This is a genomic window from Halomonas sp. HL-93 (assembly GCF_900086985.1).
In the GTDB taxonomy this organism is placed as follows: Bacteria; Pseudomonadota; Gammaproteobacteria; order Pseudomonadales; family Halomonadaceae; genus Vreelandella.
Genome location: NZ_LT593974.1, coordinates 3,854,588 through 3,878,172 on the forward strand (window position 1 = coordinate 3,854,588; position 23,585 = coordinate 3,878,172).

Annotated in this window: 23 protein-coding genes; 1 reads left to right on the forward strand and 22 read right to left on the reverse strand. The window is 56.3% G+C overall.

All coding sequences use genetic code 11. The annotated features are described in order from the left end of the window. Positions 1-10 precede the first annotated feature (10 nt). The 21 genes from GA0071314_RS17910 to GA0071314_RS18010 form a co-directional block, all read right to left on the reverse strand. Positions 11-568, reverse strand: a complete 558-nt coding sequence (locus GA0071314_RS17910; protein ID WP_074397924.1) for a hypothetical protein — start codon at positions 566-568, stop codon at positions 11-13. Continuing rightward, positions 565-2,733, reverse strand: a complete 2,169-nt coding sequence (gene flhF, locus GA0071314_RS17915; protein WP_074397926.1) for a flagellar biosynthesis protein FlhF — start codon at positions 2,731-2,733, stop codon at positions 565-567. Before flhF ends, GA0071314_RS17910 begins: the two co-directional genes overlap by 4 nt. A 41-nt stretch (positions 2,734-2,774) precedes the next feature. Further along, a complete protein-coding gene (flhA, locus tag GA0071314_RS17920) occupies positions 2,775-4,856 on the reverse strand; it encodes a flagellar biosynthesis protein FlhA (protein WP_074397927.1) in 2,082 nt (693 codons plus the stop codon). Further along, positions 4,853-6,019, reverse strand: a complete 1,167-nt coding sequence (gene flhB, locus GA0071314_RS17925; RefSeq protein ID WP_074397929.1) for a flagellar biosynthesis protein FlhB — start codon at positions 6,017-6,019, stop codon at positions 4,853-4,855. Before flhB ends, flhA begins: the two co-directional genes overlap by 4 nt. Before the next feature lie 105 nt (positions 6,020-6,124). Beyond that, on the reverse strand, positions 6,125-6,820 hold the full coding sequence (gene cheZ / locus GA0071314_RS17930; RefSeq protein WP_074397930.1) for a protein phosphatase CheZ: 696 nt from the start codon (positions 6,818-6,820) through the stop codon (positions 6,125-6,127). A 42-nt stretch (positions 6,821-6,862) separates the two neighbouring features. Continuing rightward, positions 6,863-7,252 (reverse strand): chemotaxis response regulator CheY, encoded by a 390-nt coding sequence (cheY, locus tag GA0071314_RS17935; protein WP_074397932.1) that lies wholly within the window; start codon positions 7,250-7,252, stop codon positions 6,863-6,865. Between the two features lie 28 nt (positions 7,253-7,280). Beyond that, on the reverse strand, positions 7,281-8,978 hold the full coding sequence (locus GA0071314_RS17940; RefSeq protein WP_074397934.1) for a methyl-accepting chemotaxis protein: 1,698 nt from the start codon (positions 8,976-8,978) through the stop codon (positions 7,281-7,283). 39 nt (positions 8,979-9,017) lie between these two features. After that, complete coding sequence (locus GA0071314_RS17945) at positions 9,018-10,079, reverse strand: protein-glutamate methylesterase/protein-glutamine glutaminase (RefSeq protein ID WP_074397936.1); 1,062 nt, start codon at positions 10,077-10,079, stop codon at positions 9,018-9,020. Between the two features lie 53 nt (positions 10,080-10,132). Next, entirely contained in the window at positions 10,133-11,002 is an 870-nt protein-coding gene (locus GA0071314_RS17950) for a CheR family methyltransferase (protein WP_074397938.1), read from the reverse strand. A 221-nt stretch (positions 11,003-11,223) separates the two neighbouring features. After that, positions 11,224-12,492, reverse strand: a complete 1,269-nt coding sequence (locus GA0071314_RS17955; protein ID WP_074397939.1) for a methyl-accepting chemotaxis protein — start codon at positions 12,490-12,492, stop codon at positions 11,224-11,226. A 124-nt stretch (positions 12,493-12,616) separates the two neighbouring features. Next, positions 12,617-13,114, reverse strand: coding sequence for a chemotaxis protein CheW (gene cheW / locus GA0071314_RS17960; protein ID WP_074397941.1), 498 nt, complete (start codon positions 13,112-13,114; stop codon positions 12,617-12,619). Continuing rightward, complete coding sequence (cheA, locus tag GA0071314_RS17965) at positions 13,111-15,204, reverse strand: chemotaxis protein CheA (protein WP_074397943.1); 2,094 nt, start codon at positions 15,202-15,204, stop codon at positions 13,111-13,113. The genes cheW and cheA overlap by 4 nt, the downstream gene beginning before the upstream one ends. A 46-nt stretch (positions 15,205-15,250) precedes the next feature. Next, the gene (gene motB / locus GA0071314_RS17970; protein WP_082934295.1) at positions 15,251-16,249 is read right to left on the reverse strand and encodes a flagellar motor protein MotB; all 999 of its coding nucleotides are present in this window, start codon (positions 16,247-16,249) and stop codon (positions 15,251-15,253) included. After that, complete coding sequence (gene motA, locus GA0071314_RS17975) at positions 16,246-17,115, reverse strand: flagellar motor stator protein MotA (protein WP_074397944.1); 870 nt, start codon at positions 17,113-17,115, stop codon at positions 16,246-16,248. The genes motB and motA overlap by 4 nt, the downstream gene beginning before the upstream one ends. A 66-nt stretch (positions 17,116-17,181) precedes the next feature. Then, positions 17,182-17,724, reverse strand: a complete 543-nt coding sequence (flhC, locus tag GA0071314_RS17980) for a flagellar transcriptional regulator FlhC (RefSeq protein ID WP_074397946.1) — start codon at positions 17,722-17,724, stop codon at positions 17,182-17,184. After that, entirely contained in the window at positions 17,721-18,053 is a 333-nt protein-coding gene (gene flhD / locus GA0071314_RS17985) for a flagellar transcriptional regulator FlhD (protein WP_074397948.1), read from the reverse strand. The genes flhC and flhD overlap by 4 nt, the downstream gene beginning before the upstream one ends. A gap of 104 nt (positions 18,054-18,157) precedes the next feature. Next, positions 18,158-18,448 carry an EscU/YscU/HrcU family type III secretion system export apparatus switch protein gene (locus GA0071314_RS17990; protein ID WP_074397950.1) on the reverse strand — a complete coding sequence of 97 codons (291 nt, stop codon included), beginning with the start codon at positions 18,446-18,448 and terminating at the stop codon, positions 18,158-18,160. Continuing rightward, the gene (fliK, locus tag GA0071314_RS17995; protein WP_074397952.1) at positions 18,435-19,742 is read right to left on the reverse strand and encodes a flagellar hook-length control protein FliK; all 1,308 of its coding nucleotides are present in this window, start codon (positions 19,740-19,742) and stop codon (positions 18,435-18,437) included. Before fliK ends, GA0071314_RS17990 begins: the two co-directional genes overlap by 14 nt. Beyond that, positions 19,739-20,143 carry a flagellar protein FliT gene (gene fliT / locus GA0071314_RS18000; RefSeq protein WP_074397953.1) on the reverse strand — a complete coding sequence of 135 codons (405 nt, stop codon included), beginning with the start codon at positions 20,141-20,143 and terminating at the stop codon, positions 19,739-19,741. The genes fliK and fliT overlap by 4 nt, the downstream gene beginning before the upstream one ends. A gap of 7 nt (positions 20,144-20,150) precedes the next feature. Further along, complete coding sequence (fliS, locus tag GA0071314_RS18005) at positions 20,151-20,567, reverse strand: flagellar export chaperone FliS (RefSeq protein ID WP_074397955.1); 417 nt, start codon at positions 20,565-20,567, stop codon at positions 20,151-20,153. A gap of 182 nt (positions 20,568-20,749) precedes the next feature. Continuing rightward, complete coding sequence (locus GA0071314_RS18010; RefSeq protein WP_074397956.1) at positions 20,750-22,441, reverse strand: HD domain-containing phosphohydrolase; 1,692 nt, start codon at positions 22,439-22,441, stop codon at positions 20,750-20,752. Positions 22,442-22,767: 326 nt separating this feature from the next. Here GA0071314_RS18010 and GA0071314_RS18015 point away from each other — a divergent pair, with 326 nt between their 5' ends. After that, positions 22,768-23,130: a flagellar protein FlaG gene (locus tag GA0071314_RS18015; protein ID WP_074397958.1), complete on the forward strand. Its 363-nt coding sequence runs from the start codon at positions 22,768-22,770 to the stop codon at positions 23,128-23,130. 57 nt (positions 23,131-23,187) lie between these two features. On the opposite strand, the gene fliE is transcribed toward GA0071314_RS18015, so the two are convergent. After that, positions 23,188-23,517, reverse strand: coding sequence for a flagellar hook-basal body complex protein FliE (gene fliE, locus GA0071314_RS18020; protein ID WP_074397960.1), 330 nt, complete (start codon positions 23,515-23,517; stop codon positions 23,188-23,190). Positions 23,518-23,585: the final 68 nt, after the last annotated feature.

The following is a 23,585-nucleotide window of genomic DNA, read 5'->3' on the forward strand; positions in this document are numbered from 1 at the left end:
TTCGCCGCGCTCAGCGGGCCAACAATAGCAGCTCGATGCCTAAATAGTTCTTGGCCGCCTGCTGTAGGTTTTCCAACAGACCTTGCCTGGGCAAATTAGGCTCGTGCAACGCCAGTAGACGCTGCGGGCCGTTATGCTGGCTTAGCTGTTTCAATACATGGTACATGCGCCCAAACGCATCGGCATCGCTGTGTATCCATAGTGCCCAGCGACGATGATCCTGGCTAAGTCGTGCCAGTTCGGGCGCATCCGGCATCACAATACGAATATCCCAGTCGGCTGGGTCCTTGGCCCAGGCGCGTCCCAATGCAGCCCACTGGCCTAGCCGCGCGCTAACCTTACGTACTTGAACCGGCCCAGCGTTGGGCAACCCAATCACCATTAACGGCGTTTTCGGTACAGGTGGCCCGACGGGCGGCATCATGGCCGCTGCGCTGGGTACAACAGGCGACCGGTAGGCCATCGGCCGGGGCGATTCCGTTGCCTCAGGGGGCGCTTCATCGCCCCGCTGCTGACGCTGCAGGTCGGCCCACTTGCGTAGCCCGGCGGCTTGGTCATGAGCGCTCATACCAAGCCCTCACGGTGAACGCCACCCAGCTGGCGGATCGCATCACGGGCCATAAAGGCATACACCAGAGCATCGAGCAGCGCTGTATCGCGCCGCCGCCGACGGCTGCCCAACAAGTTCAACACGTCACTATGCAATGCACTGGCGGCCTCATCGTCAGCGCAGTCGAGATGCCCCGCCACGGCGGCGATACCACTGGCCATCAGCAATCGCACCTCTGGGCTTACCTCACCACTGTCGGCATCTTTTAACTGTTGCCAGGCACGACGGGTCATTGCTGAAAGCCCTTCGCTTTGCAGTTGGGTCACCAACAGGCTCAGCACCTCATTGCCCAACCGCGCAGGTGTAAGCCAATAACGCCGCGTGACTACCTTAGCACTTTCCGGATCGCGCACTTCGCCGTACCACGCCAGCAACTCCCGTCCGTCTTGATCGCTGACTTCGGCATAGGCCGTCCACAGGGCCATCGGCTGGCCACGGAAACGCACGTTAACGCGGTGGTTGAGCGTGCTTTCCACAAACAATTGGCGTAGCGCATAGCGTTCGCCGTGCAAGTGTACCCTGAGGGCTGGCGGGGCCAAGCTGACCCAGGTCAAGTATTGGCGCTCCAGCCAGGACAATGCCTCGCTGTCGGGTAAGGCAGGTAATAAATGGACCGCGACACCATCGCGCTCACTAAAGTTTGCCATGCGCGGCTGCCAACCGGCTGGCTGACGGTGCTGTAGCCAGGGCAGCGCCATCCAGGCGCCATCTGCATCGAGCCCTATATCGGGCATTGCCCAATCACAGCCACGTTCATTGCGGCGTGGCGACCACGTCATGCCCAGCATGCGCTGGGGCGGCGGGTACCCCTCCAGAAGCTCGTCCAGTCGCTGATCCTGCAACACGCTGGGCAAGTTGGCGATGTCCCAGACGCCTTCCAGCCGGTCAAAGCCCGCCAGCCGCTCGCGCAACTGGGCAAACAGTGACGACAGACGGCGGCCCTGGCCCAGCACATCCCGCGACCAGCGCGGCATGCTAATCGGCGAGGTAGTCATGGGAGCGCTGCCTACCTGCGCGGCGGCTGTGTTCAACGCCTGGTCGACTAGTGCAGCAGGATCAGCCACCGCCATATCTTCGGGTACCTGCTGGCCATAGGAGCCAAACAGCACACGCATGCCATGGCGCATGACAATATCCAGGATGGGCGCCAACCGCCCCGCTTCATCCTGCTTGGTGATGATGCAATCATCCAGCTCAGCACCCGCCGCTCGGGCGGCTTGACGATAGCGCAGCACCACCTCTTCGAGGGTTTCCGGCTGACTGGCGGCATTAAGCAGTAGCACCAACCTGACGTTGGAACGACCGCCCTGCAGGTGGGCGATCTGTTCGATCACCCGCTGGTCGCGCTGGCTCATTCCCACGGTATCGATAATCACCCACTGCTTTCCCTGCAGGCGACCCAACAGGTCGTCGATGGGTTGTTCCGCATCCAGCGCGTACATGGGGATATCAAGCAAGCGCGCGTAGATGCGCAGTTGCTCATGGGCGCCGATACGGAAGCTGTCGGTGGTTACCAAGGCGACCGGGCGAGTACCGTGGCGCATCACAAATCGGGCCGCCAGCTTGGCGGTGGTGGTCGTCTTACCCACCCCGGTGGGACCCACCAGCGCCACAATGCCTGTTTGATCAAAGAATTCAGGCTCATCCTGGAGAACGGTTAGGCGCGCCATGAGTCGCTCGCGAAGCCATGCCAACCCCTGCTCGCTATCGGCGGTTGGCGTCGCCAAGCTGGTAGGCAAATCTACCAAAAGGTCGTCAGCTAACTCGGTACTAAATCCTACGCCACAAAGTAGCTGGCGCCAGCGCTCGGCCCCGCTGGCGGTTGAGGCGGGCGACGCGCGGTGGTCGGTTTGCTGGGAGGCGAGCAGCGAGCGCATATCCTGCATCTCGCGTAGTAAGCGCTCGCTCATCGCTTCGAGCGGGTCCTTGGGCGTGGCTGTCGGCTCGCTAGGCGGTGGCGGTGAGGGTTCGAAATGATCAACGGCTTCATCCGCCATGGCGAGAATTTCGACGCCGCCTTCAGTGCGGCGGTTAGCGACAATCAGCGCGTCGTCACCCAGTGCTTCTCGCACTTGGCGCATTACATCGCGACTATTAGCGCCCACGAAACGTCTAACACTCATGTATTACCCCTGAGCCGTGAGGAAAAATAGCAGCGCGGGCATTAGCGCCCCCCTACCACAGTGGTCACCCGCAGGGTGCGATCGTCAGGTATTTCAGCTTGTGATAGGACCGCCATATGGCGCAAGCGACGGCGCAAAAACCGCGATAGCACCGCGCGCAGGGAATGCTGAACCACCAGTACCGGCGGCTCGCCGCTGCTTTCGTGGCGCTCCAACGCCTGCTGGGCCTGGGTCATCAACGTTTCGGCAAGCCCTGGCTCCATGGCCCCGTTGCCGTTCATGGCCTGCACCAGCACTTGCTCTAGCTGTGCATCCAAGCCCATCACGTTCAAGGTATCCTGACCGGCAAACCATTGCTGGGTGATCGAGCGGCCCAGGGCCACCCGGACCAGCGCCGTTAGTTCATTAGCATCCTGCTGCTGGCCTGCGAACTCCGCCAGCGTATCGAGGATGGTCCGCATATCGCGAATTGAGACGTCTTCGTCCAACAGGTTCTGCAGGATACGCTGCAGCACGGTCAGCGAAATCGCTTTGGGCACTACTTCTTCGACCAGCGCTTTCTGTTCACCGCCCAGCTTATCCAGCAGTTTTTGTACTTCCTGACGCCCCAACATCTCTGGCGAATGACGGTGCAATAAGTGGTTAAGATGCGTAGCAATCACCGTGCTGGCGTCGACAACCGTATAGCCGTACACCTGAGCATGCTCCCGCTGGCCGGTATCAATCCATACCGCAGGCAAACCAAAGGCCGGGTCGTGAGTCGGCGTACCTTGCAACTCGCCTGATACTTGGCCTGGGTTAATGGCCAGCCACTTGCCTGGATAGGCATCGGCACGACCAATTTCGGCGCCTTTCATCGATAGCACGTAAGCGTTAGGTGACAGCTCGAGGTTATCGCGAATATGTACAACCGGCGGCAAAAAGCCGACTTCCTGAGCAAATTTCTTACGTACGCTTTTAATCCGAGCCAACAGCTCGCCTTTCTGGCGTGAATCGACCAGCGGAATCAGGCGATGCCCCACTTCCAGCCCAAGCGTATCGACCAGTTGAACATCTTCCCAACTGGCCTCTGGCGATTCCTGAGTAGGTGGCGGCGCGGCGGAAATTTCCTCCTTCACCAGTGCCTGCTCTTGTCGACGCATGATGAACCAAGCCAGCCCAGCAAGCATCAGGGTAAACAGCAAGAAGACCATATTGGGCATGCCCGGCACGATACCTAACAGGCCCATGACCAGCGCCGCCAGGATCATTACCTGGGGGTTGACGAACAGCTGACTGATCATCTGCTGGCCGACATCCTGGTCAGTATTTACCCGTGATACCGTCACACCGGCGGCAGTAGAAATCACCAACGCCGGTATTTGCGCGACCAAGCCATCGCCAATCGCCAGCAGCATATAGGTGCGGCCAGCGTCGGCGAAGCTCATATCGTGTTGCAGCATGCCAATCATCAGGCCGCCAATGATGTTGACCACCATGATCACCAGACCCGCCACGGCGTCGCCGCGCACGAACTTGCTGGCGCCATCCATTGACCCGTAAAAATCGGCTTCCTGGGCGATTTCAGCACGCCGCTTTTTGGCGTCTTCCTCGCCGATCAGCCCAGCATTTAAGTCGGCATCAATCGCCATCTGCTTGCCGGGCATGGCATCCAGTGTGAAGCGCGCGCCGACCTCAGCAATCCGGCCGGCACCTTTGGTGATGACCATAAAGTTGATGATCACCAGAATCAAAAAGACCACCAGGCCCACCGCAAAATTACCGCCTACCAGAAACGCCCCGAACGCCTCGATGACTTTACCTGCGGATGCACCGCCTTGGTGCCCTTCCATCAACACCACGCGGGTGGACGCTACGTTCAGCGAGAGCCGTAACAGCGTGGTAAACAGCAGCACGGCGGGAAAGGCAGCAAAGTCGAGGGGCTTTTGCGCAAACATGCTGACCATCAGCACCATAATGGCCAGGGCAATATTGAAGGTAAACAGCAAATCCAGCGCAAACGGTGGCAGGGGCACGATCATCATGCCCAAAATCATTAAGATCAGCAGCGGTCCCGCGAGCAACTGTACCTTCATGTCGCTCATCCAGTTTCGCTGGCTGATCAGTTGGCTAAAGCCTTTCATGTTTGTGCCTCATTGCCACCGGTACCACGCCCGGGGGTTTCCATTTCCGGGGGCACCGGCAGGTTATCGGGGGTAGGGGGCACCTCGCCTCCTTGTTGCGCTATAGTTTTCAAACGATATGCCCAGGCCATGACCTCAGCCACGGCGGTGTATAGATTCGCCGGAATTTCGGCGTCAAGGTCGACGTGATGATACAGCGCCCGTGCCAATGGTGCTGCTTCTAATCGTGGCACTCCGGCCTCATTGGCAATTTCACGGATGCGCGCAGCCACCGCATCGGTACCTTTGGCCACTAACCTTGGCGCGCCCATCTGACCCTCTTGATACGACAGCGCAACAGCATAGTGGGTCGGGTTGGTGATGATAACATCGGCTTCGGGCACTTTACTCATCATCCGACCCCGCGCCATCGCCTGCTGCTGCTGACGAATACGTCCCTTAACCTGCGGGTCGCCTTCTGAGTCCTTGTGCTCGCGCTTAACCTCTTCCTGGCTCATACGCAGCTTTTTGGCATTGCTCCAAAGCTGGAAAGGCACGTCGATTAAAATCACCACAATCAGGGCCAAGACCATTAACCCCGCTGCTTGGGCCGACATGGTCAACGCGCTGGCCAACGCCTGCTGAATAGGCTGGTCCATGAGCGACATGAACTTGCCCATATTCAGATATAAAAACGCTGCCCCAACCCCGCCGACGAGAAGTGATTTGGCAATCGCTTTGGACAGTTCAATAAGTGCCTGCATGGCAAACATACGCTTCAGCCCAGCGATCGGATTTAACTTTGAAAATTTGGGCTGCAGCGATTTTCCTGAAATCAGAAAACCGCCTAGCAACGTCGGCGACACCAAAGCAATTATCGTCAGCAGTAAAAACAACGGCATCATTGCAAACAGCGTACGTTGACCAAGGTCTAGCGCATTAGTCAGCATTGGCATACTTTCCATGGCTTGACGACGCTCAAACAAAAACGCCTGCTCCATCACCATGCCAAGCTGGTTGTAAAGCATCCGCCCCATAGTCCATAGACCGATCACCCCGCCCAGTAGTACGAGAAAAGTAGTCAACTCCCGCGACCGGGCCACCTGACCTTCTTCGCGCGCCTTTTCCTTTCGTCTGGGCGTGGCCTCTTCGGTCTTTTCCTGGTCGCTGTCGTTTTCTGCCATAAGGTCATCCGGCCAGGTAATTTATCGCGGCTAAACACGAAAAGCCGCCCCTAAGGACGGCTGAGCGAAACTTCGTATAGCCCGAGCAAACGTTCACACAGTGCGTTAGAAGCCCAATTCGTCCAAGAGATCGTCGACCTGATCTTGCCCGGTCACGATATCAGGTGCATTGTCCTTCACTTGAGGCCCATTCAAAAGGTCTTCGTTACGCCGTGCATTCTCGTTTTTCCACTGATCTTCGGCCTTGCGTTGCATCGTTTCTCGTGCCTGGGCACCCGGAACGTTGTCAATTAGCACCTGAACCAGCTGATGTTCGATCTCGCGGATGACGTCCATCATCTTTTTGATGACCTGGCCGGTTAGGTCTTGGAAATCTTGTGCCATCATGATTTCCATCAACTCTTTGTTGGTCGCTGCCGTTATACCCGGCACGCTCCCCAAGTAGCCACGGGTCTCTTTGACGAGTGCCTTGGCATCATCCAATTCTTGGGGCGCTTCGAACCACTCTGCCCAGCGCTTATCCAGCGATTCTGCTTGATCACTGAGTTGGTCTTGCAGCGGTTGCGCACGATCAATCGCATTCAGCGAGCGGTCAGCCGCTTGCTCGGTCATGGTAGCCACATAGTGCAGACGGTCTCGCGCGTCTGGAATGGCTTCTGCTGCTTTCTCGATTTCCTTATCCAGCCCCAGCTCGCGCATATTTTCCCTCAACATGCGGGTCAGCTTGCCGACGCGATGAATAAGGTCTTCGGCGGCCTCATCGGACAGCTGGGTCGAACTGGACGGCTCATTCTGGCTCATGGTGTTCTCTCCTCGTAATCCCGGCCCGCAGGCCTTGCCGCGTTACTTACCCATTTTCTCAAAAATTTTATTGAGTTTTTCTTCCAGGGTAGCGGCGGTAAACGGCTTCACAACGTACCCGTTAGCCCCCGCCTGGGCCGCCGCGATGATGTTTTCTTTCTTGGCTTCCGCCGTCACCATTAGTACCGGTAACTCTTTGAGAGCGTCATCTTGACGGATTTCCTTGAGCATCTCCAGGCCGTCCAGGTTGGGCATGTTCCAATCGGAGACCACAAACTCGAAGTTGCCAGCGCGTAGCTTATTGAGCGCGTCTTGCCCGTCTTCTGCTTCGTCAACATTGGTAAAACCAAGTTCTTTCAACAAGCTGCGCACAATCCGGCGCATCGTGGGGAAGTCATCCACCACCAAAAAGCTCATGTTCTTATCTGCCATGGGTCATCCTCTCATCAGTCGGGGCTGGTTAAAACTCTTCCCAATCGTCGTGTTCGCTAGGCGAAGACACCGTACGAGTGGGCGTAGTAGATGATGTTTTTGTGGCCGTTGCGGCCACTGCTTTAGGGGCTGAGTTAGGCGCACTGGTCTGCTGATGGGCCACTTGCAACCCTACCAGCTTAAATACTGCAACCGCTTCTTCAAGCCGGTTGGCCTGCTCTTCCAACGAAGACGCCGCGGCAGTGGCCTGCTGCACCAACGAGGCATTCTGCTGGGTAACCTGATCCATCTGGCCGACCGCTTGGCTGACTTGCTCAATGCCGTCGCTCTGTTCCTGAGAGGCCGCAGAAATTTCATCCATAATATCGGTGACACGGCGCACAGCGGTGACAACGTCCGACATCGTTGTCCCGGCCTGCTCGACCAGTGAAGAGCCTTGTTGAATCTGGGTGACCGAGTCATCAATCAAGCTTTTAATTTCTTTGGCAGCATCGGCACTGCGGCTCGCCAAGTTGCGTACTTCCCCGGCCACAACCGCAAAACCACGGCCTTGCTCACCCGCACGAGCCGCTTCAACAGACGCATTAAGTGCCAAGATATTGGTTTGGAAAGCGATCGAGTCGATCACGGTAGTAATATCCGACACTTTTTGCGAACTGCTGGAAATGCCGTGCATCGTTTCCACTACCTGCTGCACCACGTCTCCGCCGCGCTCTGCCGTGGATGACGCATCCACGGCGAGCGTGCTGGCTTGGCGCGCGTTATCGGCATTTTGTTTCACCGTCGCGGTCATTTCCTCCATGCTTGAGGCAGTCTCTTCAATTGAGGCGGCCTGCTGCTCGGTGCGCGATGACAGGTCGGCGTTACCGCTAGCGATTTCCCGCGTGCCGTGGTGAATCTCACGGCTGCCTTCGCGTACTCGCGTCACGATATCATTGAGGCTGTTCTGCATGCGCTTCATGGCGGTGTACAGCTGACCCACTTCGTTTTTACCGCCGGTCGGAATCGGCGTGGTGAGATCCGCGTCGGCAATGGTGTTGAGCTGAATGACCGCTTGGTTAAGTGGCCTAATGACGATTTTGCGCAGGCCTAAATAAATCAATACCGCTAAAAATAGAATGACCGCGAGCACTACCCATTCGAGCATAGTGTAAAAATTATTAGTGTCATCAAGCTCTTGCTGCGCTTGGACGCCACGCTGACCAGCGTACTGAACGAACTCCGTGAGGGCGGCATCTTGCTCTTTACCAGGGGCGAACATTTCCTCGCGAATTCTGTTGAATCCCGTGGTATCCATTTGGTCAAGCGCTTCTACCTGCTGATGGGTTAGCGCAAAAACAGCTTCAAAGGATGCTTCAACCTCTTGCCCTAACGCTTCACCACCGTCGCTACGCGGTACCGACGCAAAGCGATTAAAGCGGTCTTCTGCACGACCTAGCTGGTCTTGGGCAGATTCAAGACGCGCCGTCGCTTGACGGCTACGCCCCAGCATAAATTCATTGGAGGCGATTTCCAGGTCGACCAGCGCGCCACTCCAAAGCGCATCGGCACGGTTAATTTCGTTAAGCTGCTGCACATTAATCTGGTCAATCGTCTCTACCATGCGCTGAGTCGCCTTGTCGGAAAGCGCGAAGATCAGCATGTTGGCCCCAACGGCCAGTAGAAACACAATTAACACTGCAATCACGGCAACATTAATACTCAGGTTGCGAAACATTCGATTCATACCATTCCCTTACAGCCCAAAGCTGACACGTTGTTGTCGTTATACGCGCTGTGCTCGTCCCGACGAGTCAATCAGCGACATTAACCGCGCAGGGATTTCGCCCAACGCAGTGACATCGGCGGCTCCCCCCATAGCAATCGCCTCGCGTGGCATACCAAAGACCACGCAACTTTCTTCATTTTGGGCGATGGTTGCGGCCCCAGCCTGACGCATCTCAAGCAGCCCGGCTGCACCGTCTTTACCCATCCCGGTGAGAATCACGCCAATGGCGTTTTTACCGGCTTGTTCGGCGGCGGAGTGAAATAGCACGTCCACCGAGGGGCGATGGCGATTGACCGGAGGCCCATCGTCTAACCGGGCGACATAGTTGGCCCCACTACGCGCCAGTTTAAGGTGCTGATCTCCCGGCGCAATGTAGGCATGGCCAGGCAGCACCCGTTCGCCATCGGCAGCTTCTTTGACGGTGATGCGGCACAGCCGGTCAAGCCGCTCGGCAAACGAACGGGTGAAACCTCCTGGCATATGCTGAGTAATCAAAATGGCCGGTGCATTAGCCGGCAGCGGCTCAAGCACGGCACGGATCGCCTCGGTGCCACCGGTCGAGGCGCCAATAATAATCAGCTTTTCACTCGAGACCATGGGGGCTTTTAGCTGGACGGGGGGCGGCGTATTTTTATGCCGCGCCTGGCGTGGCCGCGAACGCGCAGCAGCCCGAAGCTTTTCAGCAATCTCATTGGCGTAGTCCATCATCCCGCTGCGGATGCCCAGGCTGGGCTTGGCGACAAAATCCAACGCCCCAAGCTCCAGGGCCCGCAGGGTAATTTCTGAGCCACTTTGGGTCAGCGAGGAGACCATCAGTACCGGCATTGGGCGCAGGCGCATTAAACGCTCGAGGAAATCCAGCCCGTCCATGCGCGGCATTTCCACATCAAGCGTCAGTACATCCGGGTTATGCTGTTTTATCAGGTCACGTGCGGCGATTGGATCGGGCGCTACCGCGACCACTTCCATATCGGGCTGAGAGTTAATAATTTCCGTCAATAAATCGCGGATTAGCGCTGAATCGTCTACACATAACACTTTTATTTTGGCTGCACTCAAAGCACGCCTCCTTATCCGTCAAGCCGTCTGCCGCGCCAAGGCACGTTGATGATTTATCTGTTTGCCAGGGTATAAACCGTTTGCCCACGCAGCTTGAATGCATCGCTGATGTAGGAAAAATTCTCCGAATGACCGGCAAACAGCAGTCCGTCGGGCTTGAGCAGGGGAGCGAAGCGTTTGAGGATTTTCGCCTGAGTCTCTTTATCAAAATAAATCATGATATTTCGGCAAAAAATCACGTCAAAGGGGCCTTTAACCGGCCACTGGGGAGCTAGCAGGTTCATGGGCATAAACTCGACCAGCGACGTCACTTCGGGCCTTACACGGGCTAAGCCAGTGTGATTACCAGCGCCTTTCTGAAAAAAACGCTTCACACGTACTTCGTCTAGCTTGCGCACCTGCTCCTGGGGGTAGATCCCTTTGCGCGCTTTATCCAACGCATCGGTGTCAATATCCGTCGCTATAACGCTGGACTGAGATGCACGCCCGCCGAGCGTTTCGAGCAGCGTCATCGCAATCGAGTAAGGTTCTTCACCGGTCGACGCGGCGGAGCACCACACCGAGACAGGTTCTTGCTTATGCTTTATATGCTCAGCTAATAACGGAAAGTGGTGGGACTCACGAAAAAACGCCGTAAGGTTCGTCGTTAGCGCATTAGTAAACGCCTCCCACTCTTTAGCATCAGGCTGACGATCAAGGCGGGCGAGGTAGTCGCTAAACCGAGTCATGCCGTGATGGCGTAGCCGCTTCGCCAAACGGCTGTAGACCATTTCGCGCTTGTGTTCGGCCAGCACAATGCCGGCACGCTGATAAATCAGCTCGCGGACACGGGTAAAGTCAGCATCCGTCAGCTCCAGGTCGCGCTCAATTTGGCTGCCTGACGCCCACTGGCCGATGTCGACTCTTTCACGTTGCTCGGTCAAAATATTTCCCACTCCTCTACAAAGCCTAACCCGCTTGCTGCTTAGCCACGGGGGTGGTTGCACGACACGGTGAGTCTGAGAAACAACCGATTGCTGGCACGAAAGGCACGCCGCCTTGATTTAACGACGCGCTTTTTTGCGGAGATGTTCTCTACCCCAGCTATTAACTTATCGGCCTGAAACCCGCTTACTTGAGCACTTTTGCATCACAGCGTTAACGTTTAAAACGCTTCCCATTCAGTTGCTGTTTCGGCGGTAGCTGGCACAGCAGAACGGGATGGCGGAGTGGCTAACGGGGTGGCCTGGCGGGGGGTGGTGGTTGGCGCCGTTAGCGAGTCAGCGACGCGAAAGCGCTCCACGGCTTCACGCAGTCGCCCGGCTTCACTTTCTAGCTCATTTGCACTGCTCGCCGCTTGTTGAACTAACTCAGCGTTTTGCTGAACCACTTGATCCATTTGCGCCACGGCTTGGTTAACCTGCCCAATGCCGTTACTTTGCTCTTCGGAGGCTGCGGCGATTTCATCCATGATGTCACTGACCCGCTGCACGGCGGCAACCAGGTCTTGCATCGTCTGACCGGCCTGGTTGACGCGCTCGGTACCGACATCGACCTTGTTCAGCGAGGTGTCGATCAGGGTCCGAATATCCTTTGCCGCACTGGCACTTCGACTGGCAAGACTACGCACTTCTTGGGCGACCACAGCGAAGCCTTTGCCATGCTCACCAGCGCGTGCTGCTTCCACCGACGCGTTGAGCGCCAGAATATTGGTCTGGAAGGCGATATTGTCGATCAGGGTAATGATATCGGCGACCTGATGCGAACTGGCGCTGATCTCACGCATGGTATCAACGATCTCGCCTACCTCATCGCCGGAGCGCCGCGCGGTATGGGTAGCATCTCCCGCCAGTTGGCTGGCTTGTCGAGCGTTATCGGCATTGTGGCCTACCGTTGAGGCGAGCTGCTCCATGCTTGAAGCGGTTTCCTCTAATGAGGACGCCTGTTGCTCGGTACGCGATGACAGATCATTGTTGCCACTGGCAATCTGCTGCGAGCGCTCAAAGATTGAGGTACCGCTAGTGCGCACCACGCCCACCGTGTGCGATAGCGACGACTGCATGTGCGCCATGGCAACGTAAAGGCGGCCAATTTCGTTATTACCCGGCGCGGTAATTTGCTGGCTGAGGTCTCCCTTGGCCATACGCTCGAAATAACCCACTAAGTTATCTAATGGGCGCAGCACATTGGTCGCCACCCCCCATACCACGATGATCACCGTTGCGATGGTCACCATCACAACACCCAATAAGACCCAGCGGATCTGTGCGGCAAATGCATTAAATGCCTGCTGCTGCGAGGCTGCATCGTTGCTTTGGACGATGTCGGCACCATGGTGCAGGGCGTAGAGGCCAATCCCGCAGGCCAACAACACCATCGCTGTCAATGTTACCAGTACCAGCCCCCAACTCAGCCGGACAGTCATGTTATTCATTACTTGACGTATTACCTGAGCCACTCACCGATCTCCTCGCTATCAGCTACTCACCTGTTTCCTTTACGGCTGAGTGGCCGACCGAATAATCAAGCACGTCTCCCTGTGCCGCCAACCGTTAGTCTTACTGGTGGCTCGCGCCGTCTACCAGAGCCATCTCTTCGCTCGTCAGCAGCTTGTCGATATCGACGATCACCAACATGCGATCTTCCAGGCTGCCGAGTCCGCTCAGGAAGTCAGAAGATAGCGTGACACCAAATTCAGGCGCAGGTTTGATTTGATCGGGCGTTAGCGTCATCACGTCAGACACGCCGTCCACCACGATACCCACGACGCGATCCGCGACATTGACAACGATCACCACGGTTTGACCACCGTACTCAACATTATCGAGGTGGAATTTGATGCGCAGATCGACGATCGGCACAATCACGCCACGTAAGTTGGTGACCCCTTTGATAAAGTCCGGCGCGTTGGCGATGCGTGTTACGTTTTCGTAGCCGCGAATTTCCTGAACTTTCAAGATATCGATGGCGTACTCTTCGTCGCCTAACGAGAACACCAAAAATTCACGATTATCTGCTTCAGTCGCGTGGACTGCCCCGTTGTTTGCTTGGCTCATGACGGTTCAGACTCCTTGTAAAAAGACATTGTTTGAGTATTGGCTGGTTTGCCAGCCTCTTTTTTTGCCCGACTTAGCCGATGCAGGCCGGAAATATCCAAAATAAGTGCCACGCTGCCGTCGCCGAGAATTGTCGCCGCCGAGATACCGGGCACCTTGCGGTAGTTGTCTTCAAGATTTTTGACCACTACCTGCTGCTGGCCAATCAGTTCGTCCACCAACATGGCGTAGCGGCGACCTTCGCCCTGCACAATCACCGCAATACTTTTGGTTGGATCGGTAATGGCGTTTTCAACGTCCAGCACTTCGTGAATCGCGATCACCGGCAGGTACTCGTCGCGCACCTTGAGGACCACATCGTCGCCCGCCATGGCATACATGTCATCCTTGCTGGGCTGCAGCGATTCCAGCACGGTGGAAAGCGGCAGTATGAAGGTTTCGCTGCCCACCTTGATCGACATGCCGTCCAGAATCGCCAGTGTCAGCGGCAGCACGATGCTGGTAATGGTGCCTTCACCTTTTTTGGACTGGATCTCAACGCGCCCGCCCATACCCTGGATGTTACGCTTGACCACGTCCATGCCCACGCCGCGTCCCGACACGTCGGTGACTTCTTTGGCGGTGGAGAAACCTGGCGCGAAGATTAGCTGAAAGACCTCTTCGTCCGACATCGTATCGGAGACGTTCAGACCATTTTCTTTAGCCTTGGCGAGCAAGCGATCACGGTCTAACCCTGCTCCGTCATCACGCACTTCAATCAGGATATTGCCGCCCTGATGGCGGGCGGACAGGGTCAATTTGCCGGTGCGCGGCTTGCCGATCGACTCACGCACATCAGGCATTTCAATGCCGTGGTCGAGGCTGTTGCGCACTAAGTGTGTTAGCGGGTCGGTAATCCGCTCTACCAAGCTTTTATCCAGCTCAGTGGATTTGCCTTCAGTGATAAGCTCAATTTCTTTGCCCAGCTTGCCAGCAGTATCCCGCACGACGCGGGGGAAACGGCTAAATACAAATTCCATGGGGATCATGCGGATCGACATGACCGATTCCTGCAGGTCACGGGCATTGCGCTGTAGCAGGCTCATGCCGTTTTGCAGCGAGCTATTGCCGACCGACTGGTCATCCAAATCGCTCACCGTTTGGTCAAGCATCGACTGGGTAATGATCAACTCGCCGACTAAGTTGATAATCTGGTCGACCTTATCCACCGATACACGAATGGACGACGTCTCTGCAGCGGCTTTCTTGGCTTTGCCCTTAGCCGGTTCATCGCCCCCAGCCGCTTTGGCAGGCGCCGGTGTCTTGGTTTCTGCGGGTGCAGCTGGGGTTTTCTGTTCAGCCAGCGGGGTTGCTGACGCTGCGGGCGCTTGTGGGCTTGCCGCGCTGGCGGTAATCGGCTGAATGTCGATCTGGTTGGGCTCGATAATAAAGCACATCACCGCTTCAATATCGTCAGCGCTCACGCTCCCGTTGAGAATGACCTCGTAGCGTTTGTCGTCTCCCGACTGGGATTGGATATCGCCCAGCTGCTCAAGCTCTTCGACGAGCAGAACCCGGTCTTTTTCGTCGACGTTAATCAGCGCAACCTTCAGTTGGCCTTCGGCGGCATGGTCCGCCGCTTCTTCCTCGACGGAGGCGGCCTCAGCAGGCGCGGGCGTGCTCGTCAGCGGCGTTGTTTCGGCAGGCGCATCCAACTGCTGGCCAATTTCTTCCAGGGCGATTTGCTGAAGCGTCTGACAAATCCGCTCGTACGTCTCTTGATCAGGCTCTTCCTCGTTGCGGTAGGCATTGAGTTGCTCGTGCATGATATCTTTGGCCTCTAAAAATGTATCAACGAGGTCAGCCCGCAGCGCCAGCTCCCCTTTACGCGCGTAATCCAACAGGTTTTCGAGGATATGCGTTGTCTTCTGAAGCACGCTGAACCCGAAGGTGCCTGCGCCCCCTTTGATCGAATGTGCGGCACGGAAAATGGCGTTGAGCTGCTCGCTATCCGGATTATCAACATCCAGCTCCAGCAGATGCTGCTCCATGTCCGCCAGCAGCTCTTCAGCTTCTTCAAAAAAGGTGTCAAAAAAATCAGCTATATCCATGCACCATCCCCTACCTTCACGTCAAAGTATTAGCACGAGCGCAGCGTCATTCGGCACTCGTTGCCTCTTGTTCTAAGTCTGGTTGTTCTATGTCTAGCGCTTGTTCCGGGTCTATCACTTGTTCCGGATTTTCTGCGGGTGGAGCATCATCGGGTATGCCGCCGCCGTCTTCCGCAGTTTCTGATAGCACCGTGGAAACATCGGTCTCCATTACCACCGGATTACGGATGGCCTCGGCAATTTCGGGTAATAACACGATCAGCTCAATGCGACGGTTAATCGGATCGTCGGGCTCAGTGTCGGGCAGCAGTACCCGATCGGCATAGCCGGAAACGCGCAACAGTTGATCTGGATCAAGCCCTCCCGCGACCAACTCGCGGCGGGAGGCGTTGGCTCGGTCGTTCGACAGCTCCCAGTTGCTATACCCACGATAGCCCCCGGCATAAGGCACGTTATCCGTGTGACCACCGATACTCAGGTCGTTGGGCAACTCATTGAGCAGCGGCGCAATGGTCCGTAAAAGGTTGCGCATGTAGGGGGCCACTTGGTCACTGCCCAACTCGAACATTGGACGCTGTTCGGTATCCAGAACCTGGATACGCAGACCCTCGCGCGTCAGGTCGAAACGCAGCTGTGAACGCAACTGACGTAGCTCAGGGTCGAGTTCAATGGCGCGCTCAATGCGTTCCTGTACCTCCATGAAAAAACGCCGCTCTTGCTGACTCGGGCGCGTCGCCTGCATTAAATCAATACGTGCGCGCTCACCATCGCTATGCGTCGGGTCAGGCCCGCCACCAGGAATAGCACTCGTGCTGCCCGAGCGATCCCCGCCGGTAATCGCGGTCGTCAGCGGCGTACTGAAGTATTCAGCGACACCCTGGCGCTCTTCGTCGCTGGAAACACTGAGTATCCACAGCACCAGAAACAACGCCATGAGCGCGGTCATAAAGTCGGCAAGGGCAATTTTCCATGCGCCACCGTGATGCACATGCACGACTTTTTTGCGCCGAATAATTATCGGGCGCTTATCTCCCGCCGCACTCATGCACTACCAGCCTTTTTTGCGTCGCGTACGTAATCTTCTAGCTCGTTAAAGGTGGGCCGCTCCGTGCTATGCAGCGCCTTACGACCAAACTCCACGGCCAACTGGGGTGCATAGCCGTGGAGGCTCGCCAAGAGCGTGACACGAATACACTGGAGCATTTTTTCAGCTTCTTTCGCCTGCCGATCAATAGTGCTGGCTACGGGGTTGATAAAGCCGTAACCCAATAAAATGCCTAAAAATGTCCCCACCAGCGCGTGGGCAATCATTTCCCCCATTTGCTCTGGGCCAGCATCAGCGTAGGTCAATGCTTTCACCACTCCCATCACCGCCGCCACGATACCAAAGGCGGGCATCGCATCGCCGACTTTGGCGATGGCATCAATAGGGATATGGGCTTCCTGCTCAAACGCCTCAATTTCGTGGAGCATCAACTCGTCAATTTCCATGGGCTCCATGCCACCGCTGACCATTAGGCGCAGGTAGTCGGTTAAAAAGTCCATGATATGTGGGTCAGCCAACACCGTGGGGTGCTCTTGAAATAGCGGGCTTTCCTGCGGGTTATCGATATCCCGTTCGATCCCCAGCATGCCCTCACGACGAATTTTGGAAAGTAGCTTGTACTGCAGCGCCATCAACTCCATATACATGTTTTTGTTGTACTTTTTGGTGCGCTTCAGCTTCGGCATGATTTTGAAGGTGGCCTTGATCGCTTTACCGTTGTTAGCGGCAAGAAATGCCCCTATGCCGGCACCACCAATCATCAACAGCTCCAGCGGCTGAAACAGCGGCCCCATACTGCCGCCCGCCAGCACATAGCCACCGAATACCGAAAGCAATACAACGATGTAACCTAAGAGGATCAGCACAAGCAGTGTCCTTCACTATTTCAATGGTCTGTAACGGAACCAACCACGCACCGTTGCGTCAAAAAATCACGTCGCTTTCGACGCTGGCTTACACATTTGCCGCGTTTTGCCTGCCCGGGAAGGTGGCTGGCAAATACCGCACACATAATCGTGTAACGGGCTGTGGGCGTGGGCGACAAAATGCCCGCCGCAGCGGGTACAGGGCGTCAGTTGAAGCAGGTCGCTCTCAAAAAACCGCACCAGTGTCCACGCGCGGGTCAAACCTAAAACCGGCTCGACGCCATCAACATCAATCTGCTCGCCGTACAATCTATAGGCCTTCACAAAGGCGTCAATTCGCTCGCAGCCAGCCACTTTCACAAGGCTTAAGTACATGTTGTAAAACAACGAAGAGTGAATGTTAGGCAGCCACGTGATAAACCAATCGGTCGAAAACGGCAGCATGCCTTTCGGTGGCGACATCCCTCTTACTTCTTTGTACAGTTTGATCAGGCGAGTTCGACTGAGCTCCGTTTCAGTCTCCAGCACCTGCAGCCTTGCACCCAGTTCAATCAGCTCAATAGCGAGCTGCACCTGGTGCATTTCGTCTACTAAGCTTTTTTGACTCACGTGCTGTCCTCCGGCGGCATCGACTCATACCCCTCTCCAGCCAGTAGCAGCGATGTGTGCAGACTTGCGAGACCTTGATCACGCGGGTTGTCTGTCACCTGTTGCAGTCGCTCGACGCTGGCCTGACCGAACCGGCAGATCAACTGGTTGGTCCGCGCCAGCTTCGTCAGCTGCCGTGCATTGAGCGATACGATCAGGTCCGCCACTTCGCCGTCGACTTTGAGGCGGAACATAGCGGCTTCACGGTCTTCAGTTAACAAGCGTTGTGCAAGCAGCAAATACGCTAAATTTATTTCCTGTATTTCATCGAGAAAGCTGGTTTGACTCATAGTGGCCTATCGAACGACACAGGCGCTTTCATTACTGTTGTACGAGCGCCCTGGATGACTTTGTACTACCCCAAAGTCATGGTTGCATACAACGTTTGTATTGGCTACTCAGCGCTTTCACGCTTAGTAAGCCCAGCCTCCGATAACTCAAATACCCATACCAATAGTTCGGCAATAACTTGATAAAGATTAGCGGGAATTTCCGCATCTAAATCCAACTGCATCAACAGCCCCACAAGTTCAGGCGCATCATGCACATAAATACCCTGCCGCTGCGCCTCAGCCATAATCCGTTCGGCCAACTCACCATAGCCTTTGGCAACTACCCGGGGCGCACGATCATGGTCTTGATAGGCCAAGGCCACCGCCTGGCGTCGAGATTCATCCGATGACATCCGACACCTCCTCGACGTAACGCGCACGCACCTGCACCTTACGGAGATCTAACGCCTCCAAGCGCGCTTCCAGTGAGGGCAAACCCGCCTCCAAACGCTGATGCACCTGCGCTTCAGTGGCGGTTAGGTCAATGCTCAATGCGCCCCGATAAAGCCGTAGCGATACGCTGAAGGCGCCGAAACCGGGCACATCAAGCTGCATATCGGACTGCCAGCTATCTTCAGCGGCCTCCTGCTCTTCCTCGCCTTCCTGGGATTGCCCGCGGGCTGGCAGATTAATCACCAGCGCCATAAAAATGCCCGTCCATACGTCGCCTTCCCAACGAATCGTCGGCGTTACCAGCATTTCCAGCTGCTGACGCACCAGGCTTTGTAAGCTTTCATGGACCACCTCGCGAGGCTGCCGGTTGGGCATGATATCAAGCGTGTCGCGAGCTAGACGCGCATCAATGCTCGCTTGCTGTGCTTCTTTGGCATTCGTTGCGACCTCGGCGGCGTTAAGTAACGCGGGTCCTGCTGAGGGTGGCGGGGTCGCAGGTTGCGCATTGGCCGCTGGCACTCGCGCCGCCGCAGACTCACTTGCGGCGGGTATTAAAGGGGTATTAGGTAAAATGGTCGCACTGCTCGGCGATGCCACCAGCAGTGGCGCGGTACCGCTGGGCACTACGCCTTGCCCTCCCAGCCCGCTGCCCGGCCCTTGAGGCGTAACGCCCATGCCCAACGCTGTGGAGACCAAAGGCGTGGGAACCGAGGCCCGCGGACCAGATTGCATCTGCGGCTCTCTAAGCAGTTGCTGACGACTGGTATCCCCTTGAAACCAACGTTTGAGGTGCGCCTCATAAAATAGTCCGCTGTCGCGCACGCTGGCCTCAAGCCGACTCGCCAACTGTGCTGACGACGCCGGCTCGGCGGTATTCATCAGCGGCGCCTCTGCGCGCATGACGGTGGGGGGAGCAGGAAAGCGCAGCAATACATCGGCAATACTGCGTGCCGCTGGGCTAAAATGCGTCTGGGTCGAGCCGGGAGGCAATGCTTGGGCGTCGCCTCGCTGGGGTAATCGTCCACCGTCTAGCTGGAGTGGCAGGCCCCTCAGATCACGCAGCGCCGTATCACGTAGCGCCGCAGAGGCAGGGTCTCGACCGTCTAGCCGTGCATCCCCCATCAAGGCACGAGGGCCTTCTCCTGGCGCAATGGGCTTTATCGGCTGATCCATTAACCGTTGATTCGACACATCGCCCCGCCGCCCCAACACTTGATGGAGCAGGGTATCGATCAACGGATTAATGGTGCTCACGACGACCTCGACATCTGGTCATCATCGCCAGGCACACTGCCCCTGCCCTGCTGAGGGGCGTAGGCGCGGTGTAAGCTACGCTGCCGTTGAGACACATTGATTAGTCGCCCTAATTCGTCACGGCGCGCAATCAACTGTCGGCGGATTTCAACGTCCTGCTCCAGAATCGCTTCCAGAAGCTCCGCTTTGTGTTGTTGCGCGGTAGCGTCGAGCGTCACCGCTGCGTCCAGCTCACGCAGCTTTTCGACCAGAAGGACGTAGTGGGTGCGCTGATCAATCAGCTCTGCCCACTGGTCTTTATCGGCCAGCTGATGCATATGCATGACGCTATCAAGCAGCGCCGCATAGGTATCAAGGAGCGTCTGTTGAGCGTTATCTTGCGCCGTGGTTGAAGCCGCCATTAGTGCCTCATGCAGATTGCCGTTGGCCAATTTCGCGCCACGCTGAGGCAATATCCTCAAGCAGACGCTCGGCTTCATCCAAACTCGCCTCGTCATTGCGCAAATTCGCTTTCAATAACAGGCGTGCGATGTAGTTGTATAAAGAGGACAGCTGTTCAGCAATATCACCGCCTTGCTCTCTATCAAGAGCAGCGGCCAAACCGTTATTAACAATATCGAGCGCTTTTGAAATAGAGCGCCCTTTTTCAGCTGTATTAGCCGATTGCATATGGATACGTGCCGCTCGAATAGCCGCTTGCGCCCCATCAAATAGCATAACGATGAGCTGATGCGGATCAGCTGACATCACGCCGCTTTCAACGCCAACCCTTGCGTAAGCGTTGGCTCCCCGGCCATAGGCGGCAGCACCGCGCGAGTACGTCATACGTGATACTCCTAATCGCGTGGCTAGCCAATGCGGTCAGCCACAAAGCAAGTTACCAGCAGACAAATCACTGCGATTGCCTGCCTGTAATAGTTATCGGCGAGCGCCTTAACGACTTTAATGCTTTAGCGCGTTTTCTTCGCCAAGTGCGCGTTATGTGAGCCTTTCAGCCGAGATGACAACTAGGTCGAGACCGCAACTTCACTCACCGGCCGACCCAGCTTCTCAACGACATTGCCGCGTATTGTCCTGCCTAAATTATCCCGCATTGGCGCACTCGCTGACATCGCCATACAAACCTCAGTTGGGCTGCCCCGCTCATCAACGCGCAACACCCACGCCAACTGCTCATTGGAGAAGCGCACCAAGGCGCCCACCGGCAAGGCTTTAAAGTGCTCGATATAGCGTTTGATCCAGCGCGGATCGAACTGATGGGGATGGCTTAACAAGTGGCGATAAATTTGCTGTGCGGTTTTAGCGGGGCGGTCGCTGCGGTCACGCCGCAAGGCTTCCACGACATCTACAATCGCGCTGGCTTTGGCCAGCTCGTTTAACGATTCACCAGTAACACCATTTGGATAGCCGCTGCCGTCCATGCGCTCATTGATGCCCCCCACTACGGCAGATGCGATGCTGGAAGATAGCCATTGACAGCTCTCCAGTCGCTCCAATAAAAGCGGAACGTGCTCGCTTAACGCTTGCCGGTGCGTTGCCTCGAAATTCGCGGCTTTAAATAACACCTGCGGCACCAACGCTTTGCCTAAATCGTGTACTAAGCCACTGGCAACCACCGCCTTACGAAGATCACGCGGCATACTGGCGCCCACTAAATCCAGCAGATGGGCCGCCACTGATATGCCGTGACGAACCAGTAACGGCTCAGGCGACAAGCATCGACAAGCAAAAAGCAGCGCTTCACGGTCCTCCTCATGCAGATCCATCAACCGGTCGGCGTAAAGGGAGAGTTGGCGCGAATCGATATCGCTGCCTTGTTGCAGCGCCAGCATCTGTCCATCCAAAAACGCAGCAATTTTAACCAGTCGCCGCGCCGTTGGAGTGGCGTAGCGCTTCAGGTCGCGTCGCCCGATATGCTCACTGGCATTCGCTCGACCCGCGGGGGAAGTAAACAGCGGTGAGGGCTGGCGCTCATCCTGATGCTCTTTTGCATAGCGCGACGACTCACGCTCGATTTCACACACGAAGTACCAGATCTGACGCTCCTGCTCGGGGCTACACGCACCAAAATGAAAGCCCACCCGCAGCAGGTTGCGCTCAGGGTCGGGACGCCGGTGGCGTGCAGAGGCTTGGATTTCAAAGTGTGTGCCATCGGGAAACTCAAAGGAGAGCGTCAAAGGCACTTCCGTTGTGGCCAAAACCCCGCTGGCAGTCATCGGCAACTCAAGCTGGCAGCCACGCTGAGACAAGTCTCGCAGCTCACCTTGGATAGCGTCTTGGCCAGGCACACTGACCATAGCGACCACCGGCATGCCTATGCGCAACTCGGCACGAAAGACCTCACGTCGCTGGAGCACATCCAGATACGCCGGGTAGCCACTGCAGCATAAAAAACGCCCGCCAGAGCGGCGGGTTTCGGTTAGCGAGAGCATCGGCGTGCGCAACATTTTACCCTGCGCCTCGCCAGTCAGGTAAAAAGACGCGCCGCCCTGAAGCTGACCAAGCAGATAGTCCACCGAGGAAAGATCCAGCACTAGCGCCTGGTCAGGGTGCTGCTCCATCAGCACAATGGGCTCTGGTCGCCCTTCACCGCCCTCCAAGCATAGCGACGTACCGCCGCCTTCCACCAACGTATCCAGCAACGATGCTACCGCGACAGGGTTCGCGACTCGTTCGTATTCTTCTTCGTGGGCCACCATGCTCTCCTCACCTTCCCCATTGCATCAGCGTGTTATGCGCAAAGCGATGCAGAATACCAGAAGCCGAGAGCAACTAGGATGCTTCACCACGCTTTCGTGCGACGTTGCGTATATCGTCTATGCTAAGCAGGGCGGCAAAGTTAACTTACCCAACAGCATAACGATCAATATCCTAAAGTTATCGATCTCTGCGCCGATATCTTTAGTGTAGATATCTGTAAATCGCACTAAAAAACGTAGTTCCAAAAAAGCCAACTGCCAGCGGCACTCACTTGCGGGGGCGCTAGCAGTCAAAGGCAAACATTAAAAATAGGGGAATACGCACGATGAACTCATCTAACATTGATGCCATTAACCGCGTCCAAACAGCTCAGCTAAACACGCTGTCGCCGCGCCAGCGTCTTGACGAAGTGCTAGAGAATCTGCCCGCGCCCGGAAGCCAACTCAGCGAGGCTCAACAGAGTACACCCACCGCGGGGGAGCTCGTAGAACCGGTCCAACGCATCAACGAGGTTATGCGAGAGCGTGGGATAGAGTTTGAAATCAGCGAGAACTCATCAAGGGTCATTACTCGTGTCGTTGACCGCAATTCAGGTGATGTTATTCGCCAGATTCCCGCAGAGGAAGTCATCCGCATTGCCGAACAGCTACAGGATATGCGCGGCAAGTTTGTCTCTCTAGAGGTTTGAACCACTGACACAGAATCCAGGAAACAAAGGGCGTTGCGCAAAGATTGCGTTATAGGGTTACACCTGCATATTCATAACATCACGGTAAGCGGACACTAGCCGATTGCGCACCTGCAACCCCATTTGAGAAGCAACGCTCGCCTTCTGCATATCGACCATGACGTCGCCTAATTCGACATCAGGATCTCCCGCCTGAAAGGCCATCGCTTTGTTATTTGCATCCAGCTTTAGCTGATTGATTCGCTGAATGGACGCCTGCAACTCACCGCCAAAACTGCCATGCCCTGCCGACTGAGTAAGTGCGCCACTTTGCATTGGCTGGTTTGCCGCTTGGCTGGCTAACCCCTGCATTTGCTGCAGCGTTGCCTGTATTGCAGGAGTGCTCATGTGTACGCCTCAATCAGTAAAATGGCTGAATGGGTGAAGCCTAGCACTAGTATGACAAAGCTCATACG

Coding starts and splice junctions, on each gene's coding strand:
- GA0071314_RS17910 (WP_074397924.1), bottom strand. CDS start 568: ATGAGCGCTCATGACCAAGCCGCCGGGCTACGCAAGTGGGCCGACCTG.
- flhF (WP_074397926.1), bottom strand. CDS start 2,733: ATGAGTGTTAGACGTTTCGTGGGCGCTAATAGTCGCGATGTAATGCGC.
- flhA (WP_074397927.1), bottom strand. CDS start 4,856: ATGAAAGGCTTTAGCCAACTGATCAGCCAGCGAAACTGGATGAGCGAC.
- flhB (WP_074397929.1), bottom strand. CDS start 6,019: ATGGCAGAAAACGACAGCGACCAGGAAAAGACCGAAGAGGCCACGCCC.
- cheZ (WP_074397930.1), bottom strand. CDS start 6,820: ATGAGCCAGAATGAGCCGTCCAGTTCGACCCAGCTGTCCGATGAGGCC.
- cheY (WP_074397932.1), bottom strand. CDS start 7,252: ATGGCAGATAAGAACATGAGCTTTTTGGTGGTGGATGACTTCCCCACG.
- GA0071314_RS17940 (WP_074397934.1), bottom strand. CDS start 8,978: ATGAATCGAATGTTTCGCAACCTGAGTATTAATGTTGCCGTGATTGCA.
- GA0071314_RS17955 (WP_074397939.1), bottom strand. CDS start 12,492: ATGAATAACATGACTGTCCGGCTGAGTTGGGGGCTGGTACTGGTAACA.
- cheW (WP_074397941.1), bottom strand. CDS start 13,114: ATGAGCCAAGCAAACAACGGGGCAGTCCACGCGACTGAAGCAGATAAT.
- cheA (WP_074397943.1), bottom strand. CDS start 15,204: ATGGATATAGCTGATTTTTTTGACACCTTTTTTGAAGAAGCTGAAGAG.
- motB (WP_082934295.1), bottom strand. CDS start 16,249: ATGAGTGCGGCGGGAGATAAGCGCCCGATAATTATTCGGCGCAAAAAA.
- flhD (WP_074397948.1), bottom strand. CDS start 18,053: ATGAGTCAAACCAGCTTTCTCGATGAAATACAGGAAATAAATTTAGCG.
- GA0071314_RS17990 (WP_074397950.1), bottom strand. CDS start 18,448: ATGTCATCGGATGAATCTCGACGCCAGGCGGTGGCCTTGGCCTATCAA.
- fliT (WP_074397953.1), bottom strand. CDS start 20,143: ATGGCGGCTTCAACCACGGCGCAAGATAACGCTCAACAGACGCTCCTT.
- fliS (WP_074397955.1), bottom strand. CDS start 20,567: ATGACGTACTCGCGCGGTGCTGCCGCCTATGGCCGGGGAGCCAACGCT.
- GA0071314_RS18010 (WP_074397956.1), bottom strand. CDS start 22,441: ATGGTGGCCCACGAAGAAGAATACGAACGAGTCGCGAACCCTGTCGCG.
- GA0071314_RS18015 (WP_074397958.1), top strand. CDS start 22,768: ATGAACTCATCTAACATTGATGCCATTAACCGCGTCCAAACAGCTCAG.
- fliE (WP_074397960.1), bottom strand. CDS start 23,517: ATGAGCACTCCTGCAATACAGGCAACGCTGCAGCAAATGCAGGGGTTA.